This window comes from Paenibacillus oenotherae, from assembly GCF_019443105.1.
GTDB lineage: Bacteria > Bacillota > Bacilli > Paenibacillales > Paenibacillaceae > Paenibacillus_Z > Paenibacillus_Z oenotherae.
Genome location: NZ_JAHZIJ010000001.1, coordinates 689,175 through 711,850, shown reverse-complemented (window position 1 = coordinate 711,850; position 22,676 = coordinate 689,175). Strand labels below are relative to the sequence as shown.

18 protein-coding genes are annotated in these 22,676 nt (G+C 51.1%); 13 read left to right on the top strand and 5 right to left on the bottom strand.

Features of this window, described 5'->3' with window-relative positions; all coding sequences use genetic code 11:
* The first annotated feature begins 94 nt into the window (after nucleotides 1–94).
* Both tkt and fsa read left to right on the top strand, forming a co-directional pair.
* Nucleotides 95–2,098, top strand: coding sequence for a transketolase (tkt, locus tag K0T92_RS03380; RefSeq protein WP_219871192.1), 2,004 nt, complete (start codon nucleotides 95–97; stop codon nucleotides 2,096–2,098).
* Between the two features lie 71 nt (nucleotides 2,099–2,169).
* Nucleotides 2,170–2,838: a fructose-6-phosphate aldolase gene (fsa, locus tag K0T92_RS03375; RefSeq protein ID WP_219870985.1), complete on the top strand. Its 669-nt coding sequence runs from the start codon at nucleotides 2,170–2,172 to the stop codon at nucleotides 2,836–2,838.
* Nucleotides 2,839–3,019: 181 nt separating this feature from the next.
* Here fsa and K0T92_RS03370 read toward each other — a convergent pair whose 3' ends face one another.
* Nucleotides 3,020–3,559 (bottom strand): DUF4352 domain-containing protein, encoded by a 540-nt coding sequence (locus K0T92_RS03370; protein ID WP_219870984.1) that lies wholly within the window; start codon nucleotides 3,557–3,559, stop codon nucleotides 3,020–3,022.
* A gap of 345 nt (nucleotides 3,560–3,904) precedes the next feature.
* Here K0T92_RS03370 and K0T92_RS03365 point away from each other — a divergent pair, with 345 nt between their 5' ends.
* The 3 genes from K0T92_RS03365 (at nucleotide 3,905) to K0T92_RS03350 (ending at nucleotide 8,188) form a co-directional block, all read left to right on the top strand.
* Nucleotides 3,905–4,621: a hypothetical protein gene (locus K0T92_RS03365; RefSeq protein ID WP_219870983.1), complete on the top strand. Its 717-nt coding sequence runs from the start codon at nucleotides 3,905–3,907 to the stop codon at nucleotides 4,619–4,621.
* Nucleotides 4,622–5,298: 677 nt separating this feature from the next.
* Entirely contained in the window at nucleotides 5,299–7,536 is a 2,238-nt protein-coding gene (pabB, locus tag K0T92_RS03355) for an aminodeoxychorismate synthase component I (RefSeq protein WP_343223617.1), read from the top strand.
* 7 nt (nucleotides 7,537–7,543) lie between these two features.
* Nucleotides 7,544–8,188 carry an aminotransferase class IV gene (locus K0T92_RS03350; protein WP_219870982.1) on the top strand — a complete coding sequence of 215 codons (645 nt, stop codon included), beginning with the start codon at nucleotides 7,544–7,546 and terminating at the stop codon, nucleotides 8,186–8,188.
* A gap of 408 nt (nucleotides 8,189–8,596) precedes the next feature.
* Here the strand turns inward: K0T92_RS03350 and K0T92_RS03345 are convergent, their stop codons facing one another.
* The 4 genes from K0T92_RS03345 to K0T92_RS03330 all read right to left on the bottom strand — a co-directional run bounded on the left by K0T92_RS03345 (nucleotide 8,597) and on the right by K0T92_RS03330 (nucleotide 12,250).
* The gene (locus K0T92_RS03345) at nucleotides 8,597–9,394 is read right to left on the bottom strand and encodes a 3'-5' exonuclease (protein WP_219870981.1); all 798 of its coding nucleotides are present in this window, start codon (nucleotides 9,392–9,394) and stop codon (nucleotides 8,597–8,599) included.
* 23 nt (nucleotides 9,395–9,417) lie between these two features.
* Nucleotides 9,418–10,107 (bottom strand): AIM24 family protein, encoded by a 690-nt coding sequence (locus K0T92_RS03340; RefSeq protein ID WP_219870980.1) that lies wholly within the window; start codon nucleotides 10,105–10,107, stop codon nucleotides 9,418–9,420.
* A 3-nt stretch (nucleotides 10,108–10,110) separates the two neighbouring features.
* On the bottom strand, nucleotides 10,111–10,611 hold the full coding sequence (locus tag K0T92_RS03335) for a hypothetical protein (protein ID WP_219870979.1): 501 nt from the start codon (nucleotides 10,609–10,611) through the stop codon (nucleotides 10,111–10,113).
* 130 nt (nucleotides 10,612–10,741) lie between these two features.
* On the bottom strand, nucleotides 10,742–12,250 hold the full coding sequence (locus tag K0T92_RS03330) for a DHA2 family efflux MFS transporter permease subunit (RefSeq protein WP_219870978.1): 1,509 nt from the start codon (nucleotides 12,248–12,250) through the stop codon (nucleotides 10,742–10,744).
* A gap of 1,069 nt (nucleotides 12,251–13,319) precedes the next feature.
* On the opposite strand from K0T92_RS03330, the gene spoVAC reads away from it, so the two are divergent.
* The 8 genes from spoVAC (at nucleotide 13,320) to yqeH (ending at nucleotide 22,636) form a co-directional block, all read left to right on the top strand.
* Nucleotides 13,320–13,811, top strand: a complete 492-nt coding sequence (gene spoVAC, locus K0T92_RS03325; protein WP_219870977.1) for a stage V sporulation protein AC — start codon at nucleotides 13,320–13,322, stop codon at nucleotides 13,809–13,811.
* 6 nt (nucleotides 13,812–13,817) lie between these two features.
* Nucleotides 13,818–14,831 carry a stage V sporulation protein AD gene (spoVAD, locus tag K0T92_RS03320; RefSeq protein ID WP_219870976.1) on the top strand — a complete coding sequence of 338 codons (1,014 nt, stop codon included), beginning with the start codon at nucleotides 13,818–13,820 and terminating at the stop codon, nucleotides 14,829–14,831.
* A gap of 20 nt (nucleotides 14,832–14,851) precedes the next feature.
* Nucleotides 14,852–15,202 (top strand): stage V sporulation protein AE, encoded by a 351-nt coding sequence (spoVAE, locus tag K0T92_RS03315; protein ID WP_219870975.1) that lies wholly within the window; start codon nucleotides 14,852–14,854, stop codon nucleotides 15,200–15,202.
* Nucleotides 15,203–16,422: 1,220 nt separating this feature from the next.
* Nucleotides 16,423–17,379, top strand: coding sequence for an AAA family ATPase (locus K0T92_RS03310; RefSeq protein ID WP_219870974.1), 957 nt, complete (start codon nucleotides 16,423–16,425; stop codon nucleotides 17,377–17,379).
* A 5-nt stretch (nucleotides 17,380–17,384) separates the two neighbouring features.
* Nucleotides 17,385–18,644, top strand: a complete 1,260-nt coding sequence (locus tag K0T92_RS03305; protein ID WP_219870973.1) for a DUF58 domain-containing protein — start codon at nucleotides 17,385–17,387, stop codon at nucleotides 18,642–18,644.
* Complete coding sequence (locus K0T92_RS03300) at nucleotides 18,641–20,863, top strand: transglutaminase-like domain-containing protein (protein ID WP_219870972.1); 2,223 nt, start codon at nucleotides 18,641–18,643, stop codon at nucleotides 20,861–20,863. Before K0T92_RS03305 ends, K0T92_RS03300 begins: the two co-directional genes overlap by 4 nt.
* Before the next feature lie 73 nt (nucleotides 20,864–20,936).
* Nucleotides 20,937–21,518 carry a YqeG family HAD IIIA-type phosphatase gene (locus tag K0T92_RS03295; protein WP_425517617.1) on the top strand — a complete coding sequence of 194 codons (582 nt, stop codon included), beginning with the start codon at nucleotides 20,937–20,939 and terminating at the stop codon, nucleotides 21,516–21,518.
* Complete coding sequence (yqeH, locus tag K0T92_RS03290) at nucleotides 21,515–22,636, top strand: ribosome biogenesis GTPase YqeH (RefSeq protein ID WP_219870970.1); 1,122 nt, start codon at nucleotides 21,515–21,517, stop codon at nucleotides 22,634–22,636. The genes K0T92_RS03295 and yqeH overlap by 4 nt, the downstream gene beginning before the upstream one ends.
* The last annotated feature ends 40 nt before the right edge of the window (nucleotides 22,637–22,676 follow it).

The following is a 22,676-nucleotide window of genomic DNA, read 5'->3' as shown; positions in this document are numbered from 1 at the left end:
AATTACTTATATGGATGTTATTCGTATTATAGTGGATTTAGGAATGAGAAAAAAGCAGCCATGAAGAGAAAGGGAGTAAATGAACAAGATGCCAATGACAAAGACAATTGACCAGTTAGCTATCGATACGATTCGAACGTTGTCCATCGATGCGATTAACCGCGCCAATTCCGGCCATCCGGGACTGCCAATGGGAGCCGCGCCGATGGCGTACGCCCTCTGGGCGAAGCTGCTTCAACACAATCCCGGCCATGCAAAATGGTTTAACCGCGACCGCTTCATTCTGTCTGCGGGCCACGGGTCTGCTTTATTGTACAGCCTCCTGCATTTGTCCGGCTATGGGGTGTCGCTGGATGATTTGAAGCAGTTCCGCAAGCTGAACAGCAGGACACCGGGGCATCCCGAATTCGGTCATACGGATGGCGTAGATGCAACAACAGGACCTTTGGGACAAGGAATTGCGATGGCAGTCGGTATGGCGATGGCCGAAGCCCATCTGGCCTCGAAATTCAATCAGGACGGCTTCCCTGTTGTTGATCATTACACGTATGCGCTTGTCGGTGACGGCTGCTTGATGGAAGGGATCTCTTACGAAGCGATGTCCATGGCCGGGCATATGAAGCTTGGCAAATTAATCGTTTTGTATGATTCCAACGACATTTCATTGGATGGAGCGCTCAATCTTTCCTTCGGTGAAAATATGCAAAAAAGAGCGGAATCGGCGAATTGGGAATATATACGTGTAGAGGACGGCAATGATGTGGCGGGGATTGCCGAAGCGATCGGAGCGGCGAAACGCAATGAATCGCAACCGACGCTTATCGAAATCAGAACGATTATCGGATACGGCAGCAAGGTAGCGGGCACTAATAAAGCACATGGCAATCCGCTTGGCAAAGAAGAGGCAATCGCGACCAAGGCCGCTTACGGCTGGCAGCACGAAGAAGAGTTTGTTGTCCCCGAAGAAGTCAAAGCGCATTTCGAGCAGCTTAAGGGGGAGGGGGCGGCGAAAGAGGAACAGTGGAACGACCTGCTTGCCTCCTATGCTGCGCAATATCCTGAGCTTGGCAAGGAGCTCAAGCAAGCCATCGGCGGTTCAGTGCTGCTCGGCGCCGAAGATATTCTTGCCTTCGACGCTTCCAAGACGATTTCTACCCGTGTGGCGAGCGGTGAAGCCATCAATCATTATGTGAAAACCGTTCCTGCCCTGTTCGGCGGCAGTGCGGATTTGTCACATTCGACGATGACGGATATGAAGGGTGAGCAAATGTTCGCCATCGATAGCTATTCGGGCCGCAACATCTATTTTGGCGTTCGTGAGCACGCGATGGGCGCAGCAGGGAACGGCATGGCGCTGCATGGAGGCGTCAAACCGTTCGTGAGCACCTTCTTCGTATTCAGCGATTATTTGCGTCCGGCGATCCGGCTGGCTGCCCTGCAGAAGCTGCCGTTAATCTATGTCTTTACGCATGACTCCATTGCCGTCGGGGAAGATGGGCCAACGCATGAGCCTGTTGAGCATCTTGCCGCATTGCGCACCATTCCGGGACTTACCGTCATCAGGCCGACGGATGCGAACGAAACGGCAAGCGCATGGGCGTATGCCCTGGGGCAGAACGATGGTCCGGTAGCCTTGGTGCTGAGCAGACAGAACCTTCCGGTCTATGAAGCGACCAAGTCCAATGTCGATGCGGTAGCAAGAGGCGCATATATTCTGACGGAAACCGACGCTCAGCCGGATGTCATCTTGATCGGGACGGGATCCGAGGTATCTCTTGCCGTGAGCGCCAAGGAGGAGCTGGAGCGGGACAACATCTCCGTTCGCGTGGTGGCCATGCCGAGCAGGGAATTGTTCGATCGTGCGCCCGAAGCTTACAAGCAGAGCGTTCTTCCTGATTCCGTCACGAATCGGATAGCCATTGAAGCTGGCATTTCGCTAGGTTGGGAACGTTACACGGGGAAAGACGGTCGTATAGTGTCGATCGACACATTCGGCGTTTCCGGGCCAGGTGGCGAGGTTATGGAGTACTTTGGTTTCTCTGCGCAGAATGTAGTAAAACTGGCGCAAGAGTTGTTGAAAACCACAATCAGCGATTAAGGGCGCTGCAGGTTCGGGCTCCCCGCACTGATTCCATAATAGAACCTAATAAAAAATGGAGGTTAGTAAAAATGAAATTTTTTATCGATACCGCAAATGTAGAGGAAATCAAAAAAGCGAATAAAATCGGCGTCTTATCCGGTGTAACGACGAATCCTTCTCTTGTAGCCAAGGAAGGCGTGAAATTCGAAGACCGGATCGCGGAGATTTTACAGGCAGTGCCGGGGGTTGAATCCGTTTCGGCGGAAGTGACCCCAGATGCGCTGACAGCCGAAGAGATGATTGCACAAGCGAATGAATTGATCACAATCAATGGCGGCGATAAAAACATTACAATCAAGCTCCCGATGACACTGGCCGGACTGGAGGCTTGCCGTTATCTGGCTGACAAAGGCGTGAAAACGAACGTAACGCTGATCTTCACCGTCAATCAGGCGCTCTTAGCCGCGCGTGCAGGCGCAACCTATGTCTCTCCGTTCCTGGGCCGCTTGGATGACATCTCGGAGGACGGTGTTCAATTGATCGTAAAGGTCGCTGAATTGTTCCGCACGCATAACCTGAGCGCTCAAATTATCGCCGCATCTGTCCGCCATCCGGATCATGTTACCCGCGTAGCGATGGCTGGCGCGCATATCGCAACGATTCCGTTTGCAGTTATCGAGCAAATCTCCAAGCATCCTCTTACAGATCAAGGAATGGAGAAATTCGCCGCCGATTGGAAAAAAACGGCCCAGATTTAAAGCAAGCTGATGCAGGCCGCGTTGCGTTTGAAATCCCGTCAGCATAAATGCTTAGAATAGGTGCATGAGTGATCAGTGTGAATCGTGATCCGGATGCCTTAACAGAATGGACCAGCTGCTATTAAATAGAGGCTGGTCCATTCCTTATGTAATTGAATCAAGAATCACGTTGCATTCACAATTACTGCGTGCTCCAGATTGCTTGACCGCTTGAAGAAAGGGGGGTCTCGAAAATAAATTCAAAGCCGGCAGCATCTTTCGGGACCTGGAAGGCAACTTGTCCTCTTTTTTTGCGTCCGGATGGTATTTGTCCATCTAATTGGCCTTCTACAAACGTAGCGATAGTTGGATTATAGTAGTAACCCTCAGCATCAGCCAGTTTCATCATCAGCAGCGTAGAGACATTGGCAGTATCTTCAGCTGTGTTCTCTATGGTTGCATCTACCACGATGAATACTTTGCCTTCCTCCGGTTTTTCATAATCTCCGCCAGTATGTCCGCTTAACGAATTTACGGTAATGATCAAATCATCAAAAATAACCGAGTCTCCGATTTTGAATGTTGCTGGCGGATTCGTCTCTTCGTCCGTGTCCCCGCCATTTTGATTCGTGCCAGTTGAATCGGCAGCAGTCGGCTCAACCTTTTTAATCTTAGCTTCCGAACATGCAGACAATAATAAAGTGGCAACTAATGCTAATGACAATAGAGGAGTTCTTCTCATTCTCATACCCCTTTAATTGTTTCTCTCCATTTGATGGAGGAGTAACTAGTTCTTATAGCCTATTAATATTATAATTCAAAAGGCTCATTTTAGCGATATATGGAAGAATGTATAATTCTAAAGAACTGCTAAAGTGGCTTTGAGAAGAGAGTGCCTCTTTGAAAATACTAATATTACTTTCAGAAAAAGTTTGGTAAAATATACATATCATTTCAGCCGGGGAGGCTTTTTATGTTCTATGCTTTAGGTTTCGCATGGATATTTTTCTCGATAACATGTATTTTCTTTTTAATTTTATTGTTTCTCACAGCAAACAGGAACGAGAGGCGTGCGAGAAGAAGGGGCATGCATATCAGCTTTGTTCTTGCCGTCGTATGTTTTACAGCGATGATAATCGTCGGCAGCAACCAGTTGGGTTCTGACAACGATGCGCCGACTGTGGCGGAAACTGCTGCGGACAAGAGCAAGGACGAGGAGCAGAAGAAGAAAGAGGAGCAGAAGAAGAAAGAGGAGCAGAAGAAGAAAGAGGAGCAGAAGAAGAAAGAGGAGCAGAAGAAGAAAGAGGAGCAGAAGAAGAAAGAGGAGCAGAAGAAGAAAGAGGAGCTGAAAAAGCAAGCGGAAAAGAGAAAGAATGATGCGGTATTGTATAAAGCTTACGAGAAGAAAATGCTGGATTTTTCCAAGAAGGCATTGGAGAGCAGCGCATTATTTGTGACGTTCGAGACGGATTTCTTGAGTAATCCGCAGCCTACTGTGGAAGGGTATCAGTATGTAGAAAGCTATAAGGAAGTTATTCTTTCTTACAGAGATTTCCTGGGACAGCAGCAGATTCCGAAGGATTTAAGCGAGGATGTCAGGAAGCTGCTTATAGAGAGTAAAGGGAATATGATGGATGGGATCGCGATGCAAGTAACTGCCTTAAACTCCCTGTTGGAATATTTTGATAGTTTAGAGATTAGCGACTTGGCCGACTTCAAAGATAACCGGTTGTTTGTAGCGGGAATGAATGCTGGACTCGAGAAGCTCCAGCAGGCGGAACAAATGGTCGAACAGCCCAAATGACAAACATGCTCTCTGTTCGGGAACTCAGACTGCCTGTGAAAGTCCGGCGGGCTTTCCGCCAACTCGCTGGTGCCGTCCGAACCGCCTCCGCCGCGCTTGCAGCTGCGCGTGCTCCAAAGATGTACAAGTGACTGGCTACAACACATCCGGTTGGTGGGGAGAGGAATGCCTGCGTAAGCGCAGCAATTTCGAGTAAAAGAAGCTCTGAGGGCAGAATGCCTGCGATAGTGCAGGAATATATGGCGGACTGGGCCGATTTCGGGCGAACAGAGCGAAATACCTGCCGTCTGGCAGGCATTTCATCCTCAAACAGGCTGGAACGAGTGTAAACCTGCTTTCCAGCAGGAATGTTCGCCGATCGTGGAGCCTTTTCCCTCGGCAAGGTTATTGCAAGGTGACACCCGTACCGTCCCACCGCGCGCTGGGAGCTGCGCGCGGTGCAGTACAGCCATTGCAACAGCCAACGCTCCCTGTTAGGGGGCTTTTTTTGAGTCGATCGAATTAATCTTTCGCCATTGAGAAACGAACGCTATAATAATGGGATGCTGGCTGCGGTGCAGCATGACCGCTCAGCCTGGTCTTATTGTGCCCACCCTCGTGCCATCGAGGCACGCGGCGCTCGGTCGCACATCGGCGGTTTATAAATAATAGAAATCATTTGCAAGTGAGGTGCATCCGTGAAGACGCTGCTGATCGATAATTATGACTCCTATACGTTTAATTTATTCCAGCTGCTGGCAGAGATAAACGGAGAGGAGCCATTTGTCATCCGGAATGACGCTTTGCAATGGCATGAGATAGCGGGCTGCCGCTTCGATAATATCGTCATCTCCCCAGGTCCCGGCAATCCCGGGAATGAGAAGGACTTCGGAATTAGTGCGCAAGCGATCCAGCATGCTGATGTACCCGTGCTTGGTGTTTGCCTGGGGCATCAGGGGATTGGCCATCTGTACGGTTCTCGGATCGTCCAGGCGCCGGAAGCGATGCATGGACGATTGAGCAGCCTGTATCATAATGACACGGAGCTGTTCGCGGGAATTCCACAAGGAAGCCAGGTTGTGCGCTACCACTCTCTTGTGGTGGAAGCGCCTCTCTCCGATGATCTGGAGGCCACTGCATGGACCGGGGATGGTGTCATTATGGGGCTCAGGCATAGACAGCGTCCGGTCTGGGGGGTGCAGTTCCACCCTGAATCGATTGCGACGAAATGCGGGCTCAGCCTGCTGCGTAATTTCAAGGCATTGACAGAGGCATACTGGAGTCAATCCCAGCTCGACCGGTCAGGGCGGGTACCGCTGGATAAGATGAACCATAAGAATGCTGTCCCTGATGCCAAGGGAGCAGGGAAGCGCATAGCCGATACGGAAGATTGCTATACCGTGACAGTGAAGCAGTTCAATGGGCTGATGCAGCCTGAGCAGGTATTTGCTAGAATGTATGTGAATCAGCCGTATTCCTTTTGGCTGGATAGCAGCAGGACCGACCAGGGCTTGGCGAGATTTTCGTATATGGGTGCCTTTGGAGGTCCCTATAGCCAGCGGATGACCTACGAGGTGCAGAGCGGCATCATTGCAATTGCAACCGGTCAGGGGATTAGAACGACGGTCAAAGAGAGCATCTACGATTACATAGAGCGAACGCTGCACAATATTAGCTGCGACTCGGATGTGCCATTCGATTACAATACGGGCTTTGCCGGATATTTCGGTTACGAAATGAAGGCAGAGAGCGGTGGCGACCACGCTCATAAGTCCCATTTGCCGGATGCGGCATTCATACTGGCGGATCGCATCATCGTCTTCGATCACTTGGAGCGTCAGATGTATCTGCTTAGTCTGACACCTGCAGCAGAGGAGGAGCTTGCCTATCAATGGTTTGCGGAGATAGAGGAGCTTTTGCTTGCTATGGAGGCCGAATCCGCGACAGATGCTGTGAACGAAGAGCCGGCGTATAATCGTCCCGATTCAGATGCAGCGGCAATGAATACTTCTGCGGGACAGCCTATGCCGCTTGTATTCAAGCTGCATCAATCACATGCGGAGTACATGGGGTCTATTGCCAGCACGAAGCAATTTCTTCGTGAAGGCGAAACCTATGAGATTAACCTGACTAACGAAATCAGCTGCGAATATAGCGAGGATCCATTTGCCCTGTACCTGAATATTCGCAAGAACAATCCTGCGCCTTATTCGGCCTACATGCAGTTCGGGGATTATCAGATTCTAAGTTCATCGCCCGAGCGATTCGTCAAGATCGACAAGGATGGCTGTATAGAAGCGAAGCCGATCAAAGGAACCATTCGCAGAGGAGCTGCAGGGCAAGAGGAAGAGGATGAGAAACTCAGGAACAGCCTGCTGGCGAGCGAGAAGGACCGTTCGGAGAATCTGATGATTGTCGATTTGCTCCGCAACGATCTTGGCGCTGTCTGCGAGGTAGGCAGCGTCCACGTTCCTAAGCTGATGGCGATTGAATCGTATGAGACCGTTCATCAGATGGTATCCACCGTACGCGGCAAACTGCGCAAGGATTTAACCGCTGTGGCCTGTATCCGGGCTGCTTTTCCCGGCGGATCTATGACGGGAGCCCCCAAACTCCGCAGCATGGCGATCATTGACCAATTAGAGGCTCGTCCACGAGGGATTTATTCGGGGGCGATCGGTTTCCTGGCTGCTAATGGCTCTGCGGATCTGAATATCGTCATTCGGACAATCGTCTGCAGCGAAGGACGGATATCGATTGGCGCAGGCGGCGCAGTTGTGATGCTCTCCGAAGCAGAGGCGGAATATGATGAGATTCTGCTGAAGGCGGATGTGCTGCTTCGAACGATTACGGAGATGAAGTTTAGCGAATATAACCGCTCTTATTACCGTCTGCAGGGCGACCGTTCTGTTCATTCGGTGAGCGTTGGAGGTTGAATTGAGGATGCAGGCCAATCATTCATACAAGAGTGCTTTTCAATTGCTGGAAACGCTGTTGCTGGAGAATGGGGAATACAGCTTGCTGGAGCACCATATATTGCGGCTCATGGACTCCGCTGCTTACTTTGGGTTCCACGGGGATGAGGAACAGATACGGCGGGAATTGGCAGCCCATGCGGCGGCCTATTCTGAACCGAGAAGAGTGCGTCTGCTGCTGGATGCGGACGGCAGGGTGCAGGTTGAATCACAGCCCTATATACCGCTGGAAGGAAATGAATTTCCAGTTGCTCTGGCCCAGCGCCCGATCTCCAAGGAGGATGTGTTTCTCCGCCATAAAACGACGAACCGCCACATTTACGAAGACTGCAAGCAAGGAGCGGGCGATGTATTCGATGTTCTGTTGTGGAATGAGGACGATGAGATTACCGAGTTCACGATAGGCAACCTTGTAGCAAAGATTGGCGGATGTATGGTAACGCCGCCGCTTCATTGCGGAATGCTGCCTGGAACAATGCGGGCCAGCCTGCTCGCCAGCGGAGTGATCGAAGAGCGCACGATACGACGGGATGAGATCAGAGCTGCAGAATCTCTCTGGTTGATCAATAGCCTGAGAGGCTGGATTCCGGTTTATTTGAGTGGTGGGGACTGAAACCGCGAGGGTTTGAAGGTTGTACGGAGCTACGAGCCAGGCGAAACATGCGAAACGGCAGTTATTTTCCCGTTTCTGGCCCCATGAAGGTGAAATGCCTGCCAGCGTGCAGGTATTTCACCTTCATTTCCCCTTAACGGCCGATTTTTTCCCAAATTCATGCCTGATTGCAGGAATGTTATCATTATGGCGTCTTGAACCCGAAATTCATGCACATTCGCAGGCTTATTACTCCGTCACGCTGCCTTCAGGCCACTTGGAGAAGGAGTTGTCCCCTGTACAATGAAAAAGATGCTTCCAGTTCCACTTTTTAGTGGTCAGGAGGCATCTCTTCACATCATTTGGGACTGCTTCTCGGTCAGCCCCTTTGTTTGTTTCCTCATGCTCTTCACACGGTGAAGCCACTGACTAGCTGCTGGCGGGATTATTATCCCTCTCCGCTTGAAGCTGTTGATGCCGGCTATTCACTTCATCGGCAAAGTAATGCTGCAGCTCGGCGATCTTCCTTGGATCATCCAGTGATATTTTATCCTTCAAATAATGCTCGACCACCGCTTCCCAAACAGGGATTTTCTTCTGCGCATATATATTCCGTACGGCAACCTTAACCATTCTTCGTTCTTTGGCATTGGAATAGACATCCTTGAACTGCTGGATGTGGCTGAAATCCAGTCCGTCTATCACATTCCTGAACACATCGGCTGTCATTCGCGCATCATCCAAAGCCCGGTGTGCGGAGCCCGTCATCGGAATTCCAAGCTCGAGCAGAGCTCCCTCAACACTGACGTCATTCGTTAAATTTTTGGCCCTCAGGAAGCCTTTCAGCAGATCGAAATAATCGACAGACAGCCAGAAGCTGTCATCCAGCTTGTGCATCCGGGTATCGAACACGATACGCTTGAGATCCTCGCCGCCCCAGGTGATCAAGGTGAAATTCCCGCTGCGGTTCAGCCATTGGATGAAAGCGGCAATGACGGCGGGGAATCGGGGAGCGCGGTCAATCTCCTCCTGAGGAATCCCCGTCTTTTTCTTAATAAAGCCATTAAGCTTCGAGAAATAGATCGGTTTAATAAAGGCGGCAAATTCATCGATGGGCTGTAGTGACGAGTCGAGTCTGACTGCCCCGATCTCAATGACCTCCATCGGTTTATCACTGGCAAACTTGCGGCCGTTAAACTCAATATCCAGAATAATATAGTCCGACATGACTGCCTCCGATTGTACGATATCTATTTGATATAAACACTTCCGAAAGGAAGCAGCTCTCTAAGAATCCGTTTAATAATGCCGCCTCCTTGAAGCTGTTCGATCAGCTGTGCATCCCGTGAGCCGGATTGAATAAGGACAGGGCCTGAGCCTGTCAGCTCCCATTGGACATTCATATGCTGGCTGGCCAACTGATTGCCGTATACAGCGAGCTTGATCTTGGCGCCATCCGGATAAGCAATTAGAGAGCCGGCTTCCACAAACAGCGGAGTAGAAGGGTGAAGCTGCATCGCAACCAAATCACCAGTCGTAATAATGCCAAGCGTGCCTGGTCCGGTAAATTTCATTCTGATCCATTCCTGCGTGATCCAGGCGGTTTTAATTTTTTGTACCTTGCTTTTCATATGAAGTCCGTCTGTATAGAACATAACGTGGCGAAAATCGAACATCAAGTCGCTCTTGGGCCCAATATCGACCGTTTCCAGCTGGCAGCCCGGAGGAAGGCCAAGAATAAACTCACTCGGCCCCTGCAGCTTCGAGCGGATCCACTTTCTCTTCCGGTAGGCGCCAGCGAGATCCATGAACCGGTCTTCCCGCGATTGCGGTGCGCCCTGATAAGCAAGAATAGATTTGGGATGCAGAACGTGAAGCAAGTCCTCTCCGGCGAGAGCGACGCGAACATGCCCAATCGGTGTGGGCGCCTTGACTTCCAAATGCTACACACCTCCGCCGGAATGCTTATGTTTACGCCAAACATTATAGCGCCATATGCGTATGGATAACAAATAGAGCAGTCCCATTCCGGCAATGACAAGCACAGAAGTGACGATCTTGCGATAGAACTGGCTGCGCTTGGATTTGTCAGCTTCCATCGTTTCCATCCTTTGGAGCAGGCTGTTGTTCTGCTTGGACAATTGCTCATTCTGGAGACGATACTGTTCGTTCTGCTTCATGAGCTCTTCCTGCTGCGCTGCATACTGCTGTGCAGTTTGCTGGGCCTCAAGAAGCCGTTCCTGCTGCTCATTAAGCTCGCGTTCGAGCTTCTCCTGCTGCAGCTTGAAAGACTCCGTCAGCTCTTCGACTTTCTCCGGAGCATTATAAATATCTGTAATCCGGTCAATAAAGCTGGCGTCAGCATGTTGAATGGGTAGAGCGGCTAAAGCAAATACAAGAACAAGCCCGACTCGCAGGAGAATAGTAAATGAATATTTAGGCATAAGAGGACGCCTCCTTCCGAAACATCTGCATATGCCTACATTGTATCTCTTATTTGGACAAAAATGAACCGCCCCGCACAAGACAACCTGTGGAAGCGGCTCAGGGTCGTTCGTAATAAGACGGGATACGTTACCCGTGCATAAATTCGATCTGCTTATTGTTGCCCGCATCATCTTGCAGCTTCTTATTGCGACGCAGTGCGAGGCCCATCAGCGCGCCGAATGCTGCAATCAGTATCATGACACTGAATGTATCGTCAAAGCCCAGAATAGCTGCATGCAGAGCAGCTTGAGCTGGCTCCGCAGCGGCTTCGCCTTGCTTGGCGGTTGCTGCCATCTCGGCTTGCCTGCTCGTAATATTAGCAGTGAGTATCGTAACGATGGAGGCCACAGCGAGCGAGTTGACCACTGTCTGCAAACCGTTAGTAATCGAGGTTACGCGGCTAACAAGCTCACGCGGCGCTTTGCCCATCAGATGCGTATTGAGAGGCATCATCATAAGCCCCATCCCCGCACCGGCCATAATGAGCGGCAGCAGCAGATCACTGCCTGTCGTTGTCGCATCAACCATCGAGTATTGATAGATCGCGCCGGAGATGAGACTGAGACCTGCGACGACGAGCCAGCGAATGCCGATCCTGTCATAAAGCAAGCCGCCTACGGGCATCATCAATCCGGAGGCAATGGCCTGCGGCATCAGAATCAGTCCCGTATCGAAAGCGCCAAAGCCCCGCCCCTGCTGAAGGAATTGAGGCAATAGAAATATGGCGCCGTAAAGGGCAAACTGTCCTACCCATTGCACCACGATAGCGAGGGAGAAATCGACAGAGCGGAATACGCGAAGCTCCAGCAGTGGTGTCCGTACTTTGAGCTCCACAATAATAAAGGCGATCAGCGCCAGGCCGCCGATAATAAGTCCGGCCAGCGTTTTGTCGGAGGTCCAGCTATGGGCGCCTTCACTGACACCATAGGATAAAGCGGCGAACGCAAGCGGGCCCAGAATCATGCCAAGCCAGTCCATGCCAGCTACCGCATTCCGGTCAATTTTAGGCAGATATTTGACACCCAGCAGCACGCATAGAATACCGATCGGCAAATTGATGAGGAAAATCCATCTCCACGAATGAAATTCCACCAGCCAGCCCGAGAGAGTAGGGCCAATCGCAGGAGCGAACAGGATCGGCAGGCCCATCATTCCCATGACAGTCCCCACCTTATGAGGCGGACTTAGCCGGTAAACGTAAGCCATCGAGACGGGCAGGACAGCCCCTCCTCCAAGACCTTGCAGGATGCGGAATACAGTGAGCCATTCTGCAGTGTTCGGCAGGGCGCACAGGACGGAGCCGATTGTAAAGAGGGCAACAGACAGAAGGAAAATATTTTTGGCTCCGTAACGGTCTGACAGCCAGCCAGCGAGCGGAATGACGGCTGCTTGTGCCAGCAGGTAGCCAGATATTGTCCACTGCAGTGTATTGATTGTTGAGTTGAAGTCTTTGGACAGATGGGTAAGCGCCACATTCATTGCAGTAGAATCGAGAATGACCATGAAAACTCCGGCGATAATTGCAATAAGCGGGACTATAATACTGCTGATACGAAACTCGGCGGCAGGGCGAGCTGCCTGGTCAATCTTTGTCATTGCGCACCTCTCATTCATCTTACAAAATACACTTCATTAGATATCCTAATTAATTTTCTACAAATTGTCAAAAGAAGGGGCTTGTGATTAATAAGAGGAAGTTCTGGGACAACATCCGCATCCGCTCCTGCCCGCATAAACTGTAGCAAAGGCTAATACCTCTTGAGAGGAGCTGCTCGTGCATGAGGCGAAACATCATTGTGCTGGCACTTGCGCTGTACGTACTGCTTGTCATGCTTCTAATAATAGCTTTGATTTAGGGCGATTGCTGGGCGGGACGAGACTGTACATCGAAAATATTGCTATGGGGCTGGCTGGCCGAAAAAGTCCAATATCCAATGCGTTAGTCCCAAATGATGTGAAGGGATGCTTCCAAACCACTAAAAGGTGGGACTGGAAGCATCTTTTTCGTTGTTATAGAGGACACCTCCTTCTTCAAGTGGTTTGAAGGCAGCGTGACAGAGCAAGAAGCCTGCGAATGTGCATGAATTTCGGTTACAAGGCGCCATATTTGGTGCAATTCCTGCGATGAAGCATGAATTTGAGGAAAAGTCGGCCGTTAAGGGGAAATGAAGGTGAAATACCTGCACGCTGGCAGGCATTTCACCTTTATGGGGCCAAAAATGGGGAAATACATGCCGTTTCGCATGCTTTACCTAGCTCGTATCTTGCATCTCGCATGTCTCGGCTGTTTGAACGACGGACGGTCCCCTGGAGAGGAGTAGGTGAACAGTCGAGTCGCATGATCGCAGGCATTCCACATCGTACCGCTTCTTAAAAGGGAGAGTTGAAATTTCCAAAAAGGACTTTTTGGAAATCTCCTTTTCATTATTGGAGCTGATTGCAAATAGATGCGGCATGTCAGCATAACAGAGCCCATTATTACAAATACTTGATTAAGATTTTGTTCACACTTTATGTAGGCACGCAAAAACGAAGCTTATGCTTACGGAGCAGTTTTTGCTCGACCAGTCGGGCATAGCACGCAAAAACGAAGCTTATGCTTACGTAGCAGTTTTTGCTCGACCAGTCGGGCATAGCACGCAAAAACTTTTAGGGGGCGCAAGAAATGGCCACAAAGAGCGCAGGAAAAAGCAAGTATAAAAAAATGACGATGTCGCCGCAGGAATACCAGACATTCGCCAAAACACGCGAGCCCAACCGTTCGGTTGGCGCTAATTGTATTCGGGCTTTTATTGTAGGGGGAGGCATCTGTCTGCTGGGACAAGGGATACAGGATATGTTCGTTCATGTATTCGGCATGTCCAAGACGGATGCAAGCAATCCAACGGTTGCTGTACTTATTTTCATCTCTGTCGTACTGACGAGCATGGGTGTGTATGACAAGATCGCGCAATGGGCAGGTGCCGGCAGTGCCGTTCCTGTAACCGGATTCGCCAATTCCATGTGCTCCGCAGCTATAGAACACCGGAGCGAGGGATTGGTGCTCGGCGTTGGCGCTAATATGTTCAAGCTGGCGGGCGGAGTTATTGTATTCGGTACAGTAGCGGCTTTTTTCGTCGGAATCATCTATATGATCTTCGGCATTAGGGGGCATTGACATAATATGCTCAAAGGCAAACAAACATGGTGGTTCGAGAAGCGTCCTGTCATTATCGGAGCGGCGACTGTGGTCGGGCCGGATGAGGGCGAGGGACCGCTTGCGGCTGATTTTGATCTGATCCATCCAGAGCTGGAAATGCAGCAAAAAAGCTGGGAAAAGGCGGAGCGGCTGCTGCTTGAGCAGGCCACCGATCTTGCGCTCAAAAATGCGAAGGTGAATAAGCAGCAGCTGCAGTATTTTGTCGGCGGAGATCTGATGAACCAAATTATAAGCAACAGCTTTGCGGCACGCACGCTTGGCGTTCCTTATATTGGCGTCTTCGGGGCATGTTCCACCTCAATGGAGTCTCTGGCGATTGCTTCACTTATCATCAATTCCGGTTCGGGGCAATATGTGATGGCCGGCACTTGCAGCCATAACTGTACAGCTGAGAAGCAGTTCCGTTATCCTACCGAATACGGCTCGCAAAAACCGCCGACAGCACAGTATACCGTCACGGGCTCCGGAGCAGCCGTAATCGGCGCGGACGGCACAGGTCCTGTTGTGGAGTGTGCAACAATCGGGAAGATCGTCGATCTGGGCATTAAAGATCCTTTCAATATGGGGGCAGCAATGGCACCTGCCGCGGTGGATACAATACAAGCCCATTTTAATGATACGGGCCGGGAGCCCAAGGATTACGATCTTATCGTTACAGGAGACTTGGCAGGTGTCGGTCATCCCATCGCCAAGGATTTGCTGGCAAGAGACGGGGTGCCGATGGAGCAGACGGAATTTATGGATTGTGGTCTGATGATTTACGATGTGCAAAAGCAGAAGGTTCAGGCGGGAGGAAGCGGCTGCGGCTGCTCGGCGGTCGTGACCTACGGCCATCTGCTGAAGCGGTTGCAGAAGGATGGCGATCTCAAGCGTATTCTCGTTGTTGCGACAGGAGCTCTGCTCTCTCCGCTGTCTTATCAGCAGGGCGAGAGCATTCCATGCATTGCGCATGCCGTCTCGATTGCACGGCAACTATAACGGAAGGAGAGAGCTGCAGAATGATTTATTTGTGGGCATTTGTAGTTGGAGGCGCTATATGTATCGTGGGACAGCTGATGTTCGATGTGGCCAAGCTGACACCTGCACATACGATGGCGATACTGGTCGTGGCCGGAGCAATCGTGGACGGTATAGGCTGGTATGAGCCGATGATGGAATTCGCTGGGGCCGGGGTAACGGTTCCGATCACCAGCTTTGGCAATGCGCTTGTTCATGGCGCCTTGACGGAGCTGCAGAATGACGGATGGGTTGGTGTCATAACAGGCATCTTCAAGCTAACGAGCGCAGGCATTTCCGCCGCGATCATCTTCTCTTTCCTGGCGGCCCTTGTCGTTAAGCCCAAAGGATAGCCGGATCTCCGCATAAGACGGGGCTGGCTGGCCGAAAATATCCAATGAGTCAGTCCCGTATGATGTGAAAAGATGCCTCCAAACCACTAAAAAGTGGAGCTGGAAGCATCTTTTTCATTATATGGGGGCACTTCGTGGGGACTCTGTCTGAAATCATCAAATAACTTTCTGGACACCGCTTCTGCAAGTGTGGTTAGAAGGCAGAGTGACGGAGTAAGAAGCCTGCGAATGTGCATGAATTTCGGTTACAAGACGTCATAAATGATAACATTCCTGCAATCAGGCATGAATTTGAGAAAAAATCGGCTGTTAAGGGGGAACGAAGGTGAAATGCCTGCACGCTGGCAGGCATTTCACCTTCATGGGGCCAGAAACGAGCAAATAAATGCCGTTTCGCATGTTTCGCCTCGCTCGCAGCTCGCATGTCTCGGCGTTTGAATGACGAATCGTGCTCTAGCGAGAAGTACGTGGGCAGTCCCATGATCGCAGTCATTCCACATCGTGCAGTTTCTTAAGTAAGAGGAGACTCCCAAAAAGGACTTTCTGGACAGCCCCGTCTTGATGTTCAGAATGTTCAGAATAGCTGTGAATCGGCTACGTCGCTCCTCACTCCAAGCTTCCGTATTGAAGCTGCTGGATTCGCATTTGACCTGCATTTGACCTGCATTTGACCTGCACTGGGCTCCTTACTGGCTCGTACCGTACTGGAATCGCACACCGGCTCCGTGCTTCAGTCGTGAGTTTCCGCTTGTAAGTGGGAAATACCGTGCTACAGCATAGAATGACAACATGTTATGTGTTGTAAGCAGGAAATGCCGTGCTACAGCGTTCTGAAACCATTCCCATCCGCGCGAAACGCGACTTTAAGACGGCAAAATCCGCCTACCGCACACTAAACGAGCGACTCGTGTGCTGTAGGCCGGAAAAACCCGCTTACAGATGCTCGACCGATTGCCGTCACGAGGCGAAACACCACGCGCAGCTTCTGGCACTCGCTGCGAAAGGCAGCCAAGACAACATTGATTCGTCGAATAACGGATCTTGGCGCAGACTGAGCCCCAGGCAGCTCCCCCTTCCTTCGTTGAATTGGAATTTTCCTCCTGTGGGAATCTCCAATTTTTTTTGGTGGATATATAACTGTACGGTTTGTTGTATTTTTTGTAAAATAATAGAATGATGGCATTTTTCATTTTTTATTTCATCCGGGAGGGTCCAAAGACATGGAGAACCGTAAGACAGATTATTCATTATGCGCACTAATTCGTCGTAATTTAGAAAACTGTATCCTGGGGAAGAGCAATGAAATTGAACAATTAATGATCGCACTGCTCGCTGGCGGCCATATTTTGCTTGAAGACGTGCCGGGCACTGGCAAGACGCAGCTTGTGAAAGCGCTTGCCAGAACGATAGGCGGGCATTTCCGCAGAATCCAATGCAATCCGGATCTGCTGCCAACGGATATTACTGGTGTTGCTATATATCATCCGAAAGACGAAGCATTCATCTTCAGGCCTGGCCCTGTCATGGCGAATCTGCTGCTTGTCGATGAGATTAACCGCGCAACGACCAAGACGCAATCGGCATTGCTGGAAGCGATGGAGGAGCGCAACGTCACAGTGGATGGCGAAACGTATCAGCTGCCTAATCCTTTTGTCCTGATCGCCACGCAAAACCCGATTGAATTTGAAGGAACCTATACACTGCCGGAGGCCCAGCTTGACCGGTTTATGATGAAGCTTACCTTAGGCTATCCGGATGCTGCGACCGAACGTCAGATGGTCATGTCGCCGTTCTCTACGGCACCTGCGGATCAGCTTGCACCGGTCGCGGATATTGAGCATGTTGCGGCCCTGATGGAGCAGGTGAAGAAAGTTCATGTCGATGAAGCGGTTGGCGATTATTTGATCCGCGTTGTGAGGGGAACCCGGGAGCACAACGGCGTCCAGCTGGGAGCCAGCCCGCGTGCGGCGATATCGCTGCTTGCAGCTGCCAAAGCCAAGGCATTCCTGAATGAACGTGATTACATGATCCCCGATGATATCAAATCGCTTGCTCCATCCGTGCTGGCTCATCGGATTCTGCTGCATACAGAATCAAGAATGAACGGCTTGACAGCCGAGGATGTTATTCAGGCTGTCCTTCATAGCACGAATGTCCCTGTCCGAATGGAGCGATAATTCTCATGCTTACGGCAAAAGCAACGAAGATGAGATGGCAAATTATCGGCATCGTATATGCTGGCTCTCTGCTTTATTTGCTGTTTCAGGGCGGAAAAGCATCCTTCATGCTGTTTTGTATCTTGAATGTGCTGCTGCTTTACTTGCTGCTGGGACGTTGGAGCGGCATCGGCAAGGTAGCGGGTGTCCGGAAGCTGTCGAACAGCTCCGGGTCGGAGCATCATCTGATGGCCGGAAGCAAGCTGGACGTCAATGTTTCCGTGCAAATTCCCGGTGTGTGGCCGATTCCTTATGTGCTCGTTCGTGATGTCTTGATCCGGCAGAACGGCGGTACAATTCCGTTCGAGGCTTCATTTGTGCCGAGCTACCGCAGGCAAGGAGATGTAACCTATACGACTCCGCCCTTGGAGAGAGGGGTATACCGGTTCGCTCAGACGGAATGTTCGACCTGCGATATTTTTGGATTGTTCGAGCATTCCGGCACTTTCGATTCCTCAGAGCCGGTCAGTGTCTATCCGCGCACGATCAATATAAGAAGCTGGCAGCAGCTGAAGCGCGGCGCCAAGGGTCCGTATTCGACTTCCGCCTCGCGATTGTCGGCCAAGGAGACCACACAAATTAACGGTGTGCGCGAATATATCTACGGAGACAGATTGTCGCGAATCCATTGGAATGCGACAGCCAGAACAGGCGAGTGGAAGTCAAAAGAATTCGAGCGCGAGTCATTGCCGCGGACGGTATTCGTTCTGGATCGTTATGCGGGCGCATATGTACGGCAGGATCAATTCGAATTGGCGGTGTCAGTCGTCGCCTCTATATTGGACTTTGGCTCCCGGCGTTCAACGGCTACCGGTCTCATATCAGTCGGAGAAACAAGTGAAGGGTTCCCGCCTAATGCGACTCTTAACCAGCGGCAATCGATCATGAACCATCTCGTTCGTGTCCAGCCGGATGGCAAGACTCCGCTCTACAAGGCGCTAAGGCAGTCAACCTCCCTTATTCCTGCCGGATCGTTTGCTGTTATTGTCAGCCCACAGACAGGTGAGGATATCGTCCTTGCCATGGAATGGCTGAAACGCAAAGGCGTCGTTCCGGTCCTGATCCATTTGAAGGAAATCGGGGATGATAAGTTCCGAATCGGAGAAGGTACTGGCGGGAAGAGCAAGGAATGTCTGCAAATGCTGCAGCGAAACGGTTTTATCGTGCATTCGATCAATGCGCTTCATGAGCTGCCTGCTGCGCTGGAAGGAGGGAGCGCTTCATGACATCTCAAACCCAATCATTCAGCAAGTGGTTTTCCTTGAACTGGTACGCCCAATTATCCGCTATTTTCTCCGTACTGGTTGTCTTTGCATGGATTCGCAGCTTTGAAGGCTATTGGTGGGCGGAAACCTACACAATCGTGCACTGCATGCTGCTGACGTCACTGGTCGCCGTGATGCTCATTCCTTCAAAATGGTTCTCAACGGTCATACAGCTCATTGCGCTCTTCATCGTCAATGTGGCACTGACCGGATTCGAGTGGGGCCCGTTCGAAGGACAAAAGGGCAAGATTGGGGATTGGACAAGCTGGCTATGGGCCCAGGTGGAGCAGCTTATGCCCTTTCTCTGGATAAGCCTTGTCATATGGGCGGCCTTGCAGGCAATACTGATTTGCAGCAAGCACCGCTTGGGCATTATCGGCATCATCAGCTTTAGTCTGCTTTCACTGGCGGTTGCGGATTCATTGTTCACACCGGTCTATCTGTGGGGCGAAATTGCCTTGATGGTATTTATCGGGCTTGGCTGGCTTGTTGCCAACCACTTCCTGAACTTCAAACAGAAGCACCCGGAGAGCTGGGAGCACCTGCTTGAGTATCCGCTGAGCCTGTTTCTGCCGGTGCTGCTAATTATCACACTTGTTATGGGGGCAGGATTGTTCGTCCCATCCATCAAACCGATTCTGACTGACCCCTATACCGCCTGGAAAGAAGCTAGGGGGGAGGAAGTTCCGACTTTTATCGGGGACAAGGGTGAAGGTGAGAACGGCGGCAAGGGGGAGGGTGATACCAGCTCAGGCTACAGCCGCAATGATGAGAATCTGGGCAATGGCTTCAAATTTGATTATTCACCGATAATGGATATTACGACAACGAGGAAGAGCTACTGGCGGGGCGAGACCAGGGCGCTGTATACAGGCAGCGGCTGGGAGGAAGCGCCGGAGGAGAAGGGCGAGCAAGCGGTCAGAGCACTCGCTCCCGGACAGTCTCTTGATGCTGGCAGCATTGGAGATGATGTTGAGACGATTCAAGTCGACCAGTCAGTCAATATGCTGGGCAAGGACAAGTACCCCGTATTGTTCGGTGCCAGCCCTGTATCCGAGGTTGTTTCGGTCAATGAAATTGACAGCTACCTGCCAAGCCTGGAATGGCTGCCGCAATCATGGGAATTAAGGCTGCCAGCCGGAAAGTCCGCCTATCCTGACAAGTACTCCATCATTTCACATGTGCCTGTGCTGGATGAGAAGAAGCTGCGCAGCGTGGCGGAATCAGGGGATAGCTCGTCTGTTTCCGACATGTATTTGCAGCTCCCCTCAGGACTGCCTTCACGGGTGAGTGACCTGGCTTTGGAAATATCCAGGGATGGGGCTACTCCGTATGATAAAGTCAGGGCAATTGAGAGCTATTTGCAATCGAATTTCAAGTATACGAACGAGCCTGACTTGTCGAAGAAGGAAAGCAAAGATTTCGTGGATGCTTTCTTATTCGAGATGAAAGAAGGCTACTGCGACTACTATTCTACTGCAATGGCTGTATTGACCCGTTCGATCGGTATTCCAGCCCGATGGGTAAAAGGCTATGCGCCAGGAAGTATGCCGATCGATCCGGAAACGCTGCGCCTTGAAGGCACAGGTGTCGATGTCAATCCGGAGGGGAAAGGCACGTATACCGTACGCAATGCGGATGCGCATTCCTGGGTTGAGGTATATTTCGAAGGCTATGGATGGTTTCCATTCGAGCCAACGGCGGGTTTTTCTTTCCCTTATGCGATGGCGCAAAATCAAAGCCTGGAATCTATGGATACGGATAATGCTGCAACTACCGAGAAGGATGGGGCAAGCTCGACAGAATTCAAGGTTCCGGCATGGGGCTTTGCTGTTGTCGCAGGTCTGCTCCTTGCAGCGCTGATCGTATGGCAGCGCCGCCAAATCATAGGGCTGTGGCAGCGTTATCGAATGAATGCGATCACAGTTAATGAGCGTATTGTCAAAGATACGGACCGGCTAATACGCTATGGCCGGAGGAAAGGCCTGACATCCAGTGCGAATGAGACGGTACGTGAAACTATGACTCATTGGGCAGAGCGAAGGCCTCTGCTGCTGGAAGAGCTGTCATTCATCATTACGATATTCGAGAAGGCCATGTACAGTAAGGATACAATCAGCAAGGAAGAAGCTGAGGTGTTCGATACAACAATGAAGTCTATTCGCGAGCGCATAAGCTAAGTGGAGACCGGCCGGAATGATGCGCTGCATCGTCCCGGCCGGTTTTTTATGCCCAATACGGCCTTTGCAACAAATTCCCTTTGTATGGTATAGTTTCGATGATAGCGATAGCAGGGGAGTCGAAACTATGTTTGAACGGCTGTTGCCGCACATGCGCGTCAATACCATTTACAATATTGATTTGAATGCTTTGAAGAAACAAGGCATTAGAGGCATAATTACGGATCTCGACAATACACTTGTCGGCGCCAAGGTACCGCTTGCCACGCCAGAGCTGGTAGAATGGCTGGATAACGTGCGTAGTCTTGGCTTTAAGGTTGTCATCGTTTCCAATAATAATCAGACACGCGTGTCCAACTTCTCAAGTCCGCTTAACATTCCTTTCGTTCATGCGGCCCGCAAGCCCGCGAACAAAGCGTTTCTTAAAGCGCTTAAGGAGCTGAGTCTGCCGGTGGAGCAAACAGCAGTCATTGGCGACCAGATGCTGACAGACGTACTTGGCGGAAGACGGATGGGGCTATTCACGATTCTCGTCAGTCCTATTGCGCCGAATGATGAAGGCGTTATGACACGCATCAACCGAAGGATCGAGAGAATTGCCCTCTCCAATCTACGCAAAAAAGGGCTCTGGCCCGAGGAGGAACGCAAGAAGTGACGAAACAGCAATTGGAACAGGGCGGCTGCGCAGGCTGCGGTGTGAAGCTGCAGACGGCAGAAGCGAGCAAACCCGGATATATTCCGGAGACAGCGCTTCAGCGGGAGCCGGTAATCTGTCAGAGATGCTTCCGTATTAAAAATTATAATGATGCAACAACGGTCACAATTGATCAGGACGATTTCATCAAGCTGCTCGGCGGTATAGCGAATACGGAGAGCCTTGTTGTGCATATCGTTGATATTTTTGATTTTGAGGGCAGCCTGATTTCGGGTCTGCAGCGATTTGTGGGCAACAATCCGGTGCTGCTGGTCGTTAATAAGATCGATCTTCTGCCGAAAGGGATCAATCTGAACCGGCTGCGCAACTGGGTGCAGAAGCAGGCGAAGGCACAGGGGCTCCGTGTTCTGGATGTCGTGCTGTGCAGCGCGAAACGCAATATAGGCTTCGAACATGTTATTGAAGCGCTTGGCAAGCATCGCGGCAAACGCGATGTGTATGTCGTTGGCGCTACCAATGTTGGCAAGTCCACGCTGATCAACCGGCTTATCCACGATTTCAGCGATCTGGAACGCGAGCTGACGACGTCCCGTTATCCGGGCACAACACTGGATGCGGTTCATATCCCGCTTGATGACGGTCACGATATTATCGACACGCCGGGCATTGTTTACGCGCATCGGATGACGGAGATCGTTCCGCGGGATGTGCTTCAGGCTCTTCTGCCGGACAAGCCGATCAAGCAGCTGGTCTATCAGTTGAATGAGCAGCAGACCCTTTTTATCGGCGCGCTGGCACGATTTGATTTCATAGAAGGGGATCGCCAGTCGTTCTCGCTCTACATGTCCAATGCGCTGCCTGTACACCGGACGAAGCTGGAACGCGCGGATGAGCTGTATGCCGATCACAAGGGCGTTATGCTGGCACCGCCGAAGAGAGAGCAATTGGATGATATTCCGGCATGGACGCGCCATCGCCTGACGATCCGGCGCGGTGCGGATACAGATATCTATATTTCCGGACTGGGCTGGATTCATGTCAACAGCGGCGCCGGAGCGCTCATAGACATCCATGTACCCAAAGGAATCCGGGTACTGCTGCGCGATGCGCTGATCTAGCCTAGCTGGCAGGATGGCAACACAAGACATTCCAGGGGAA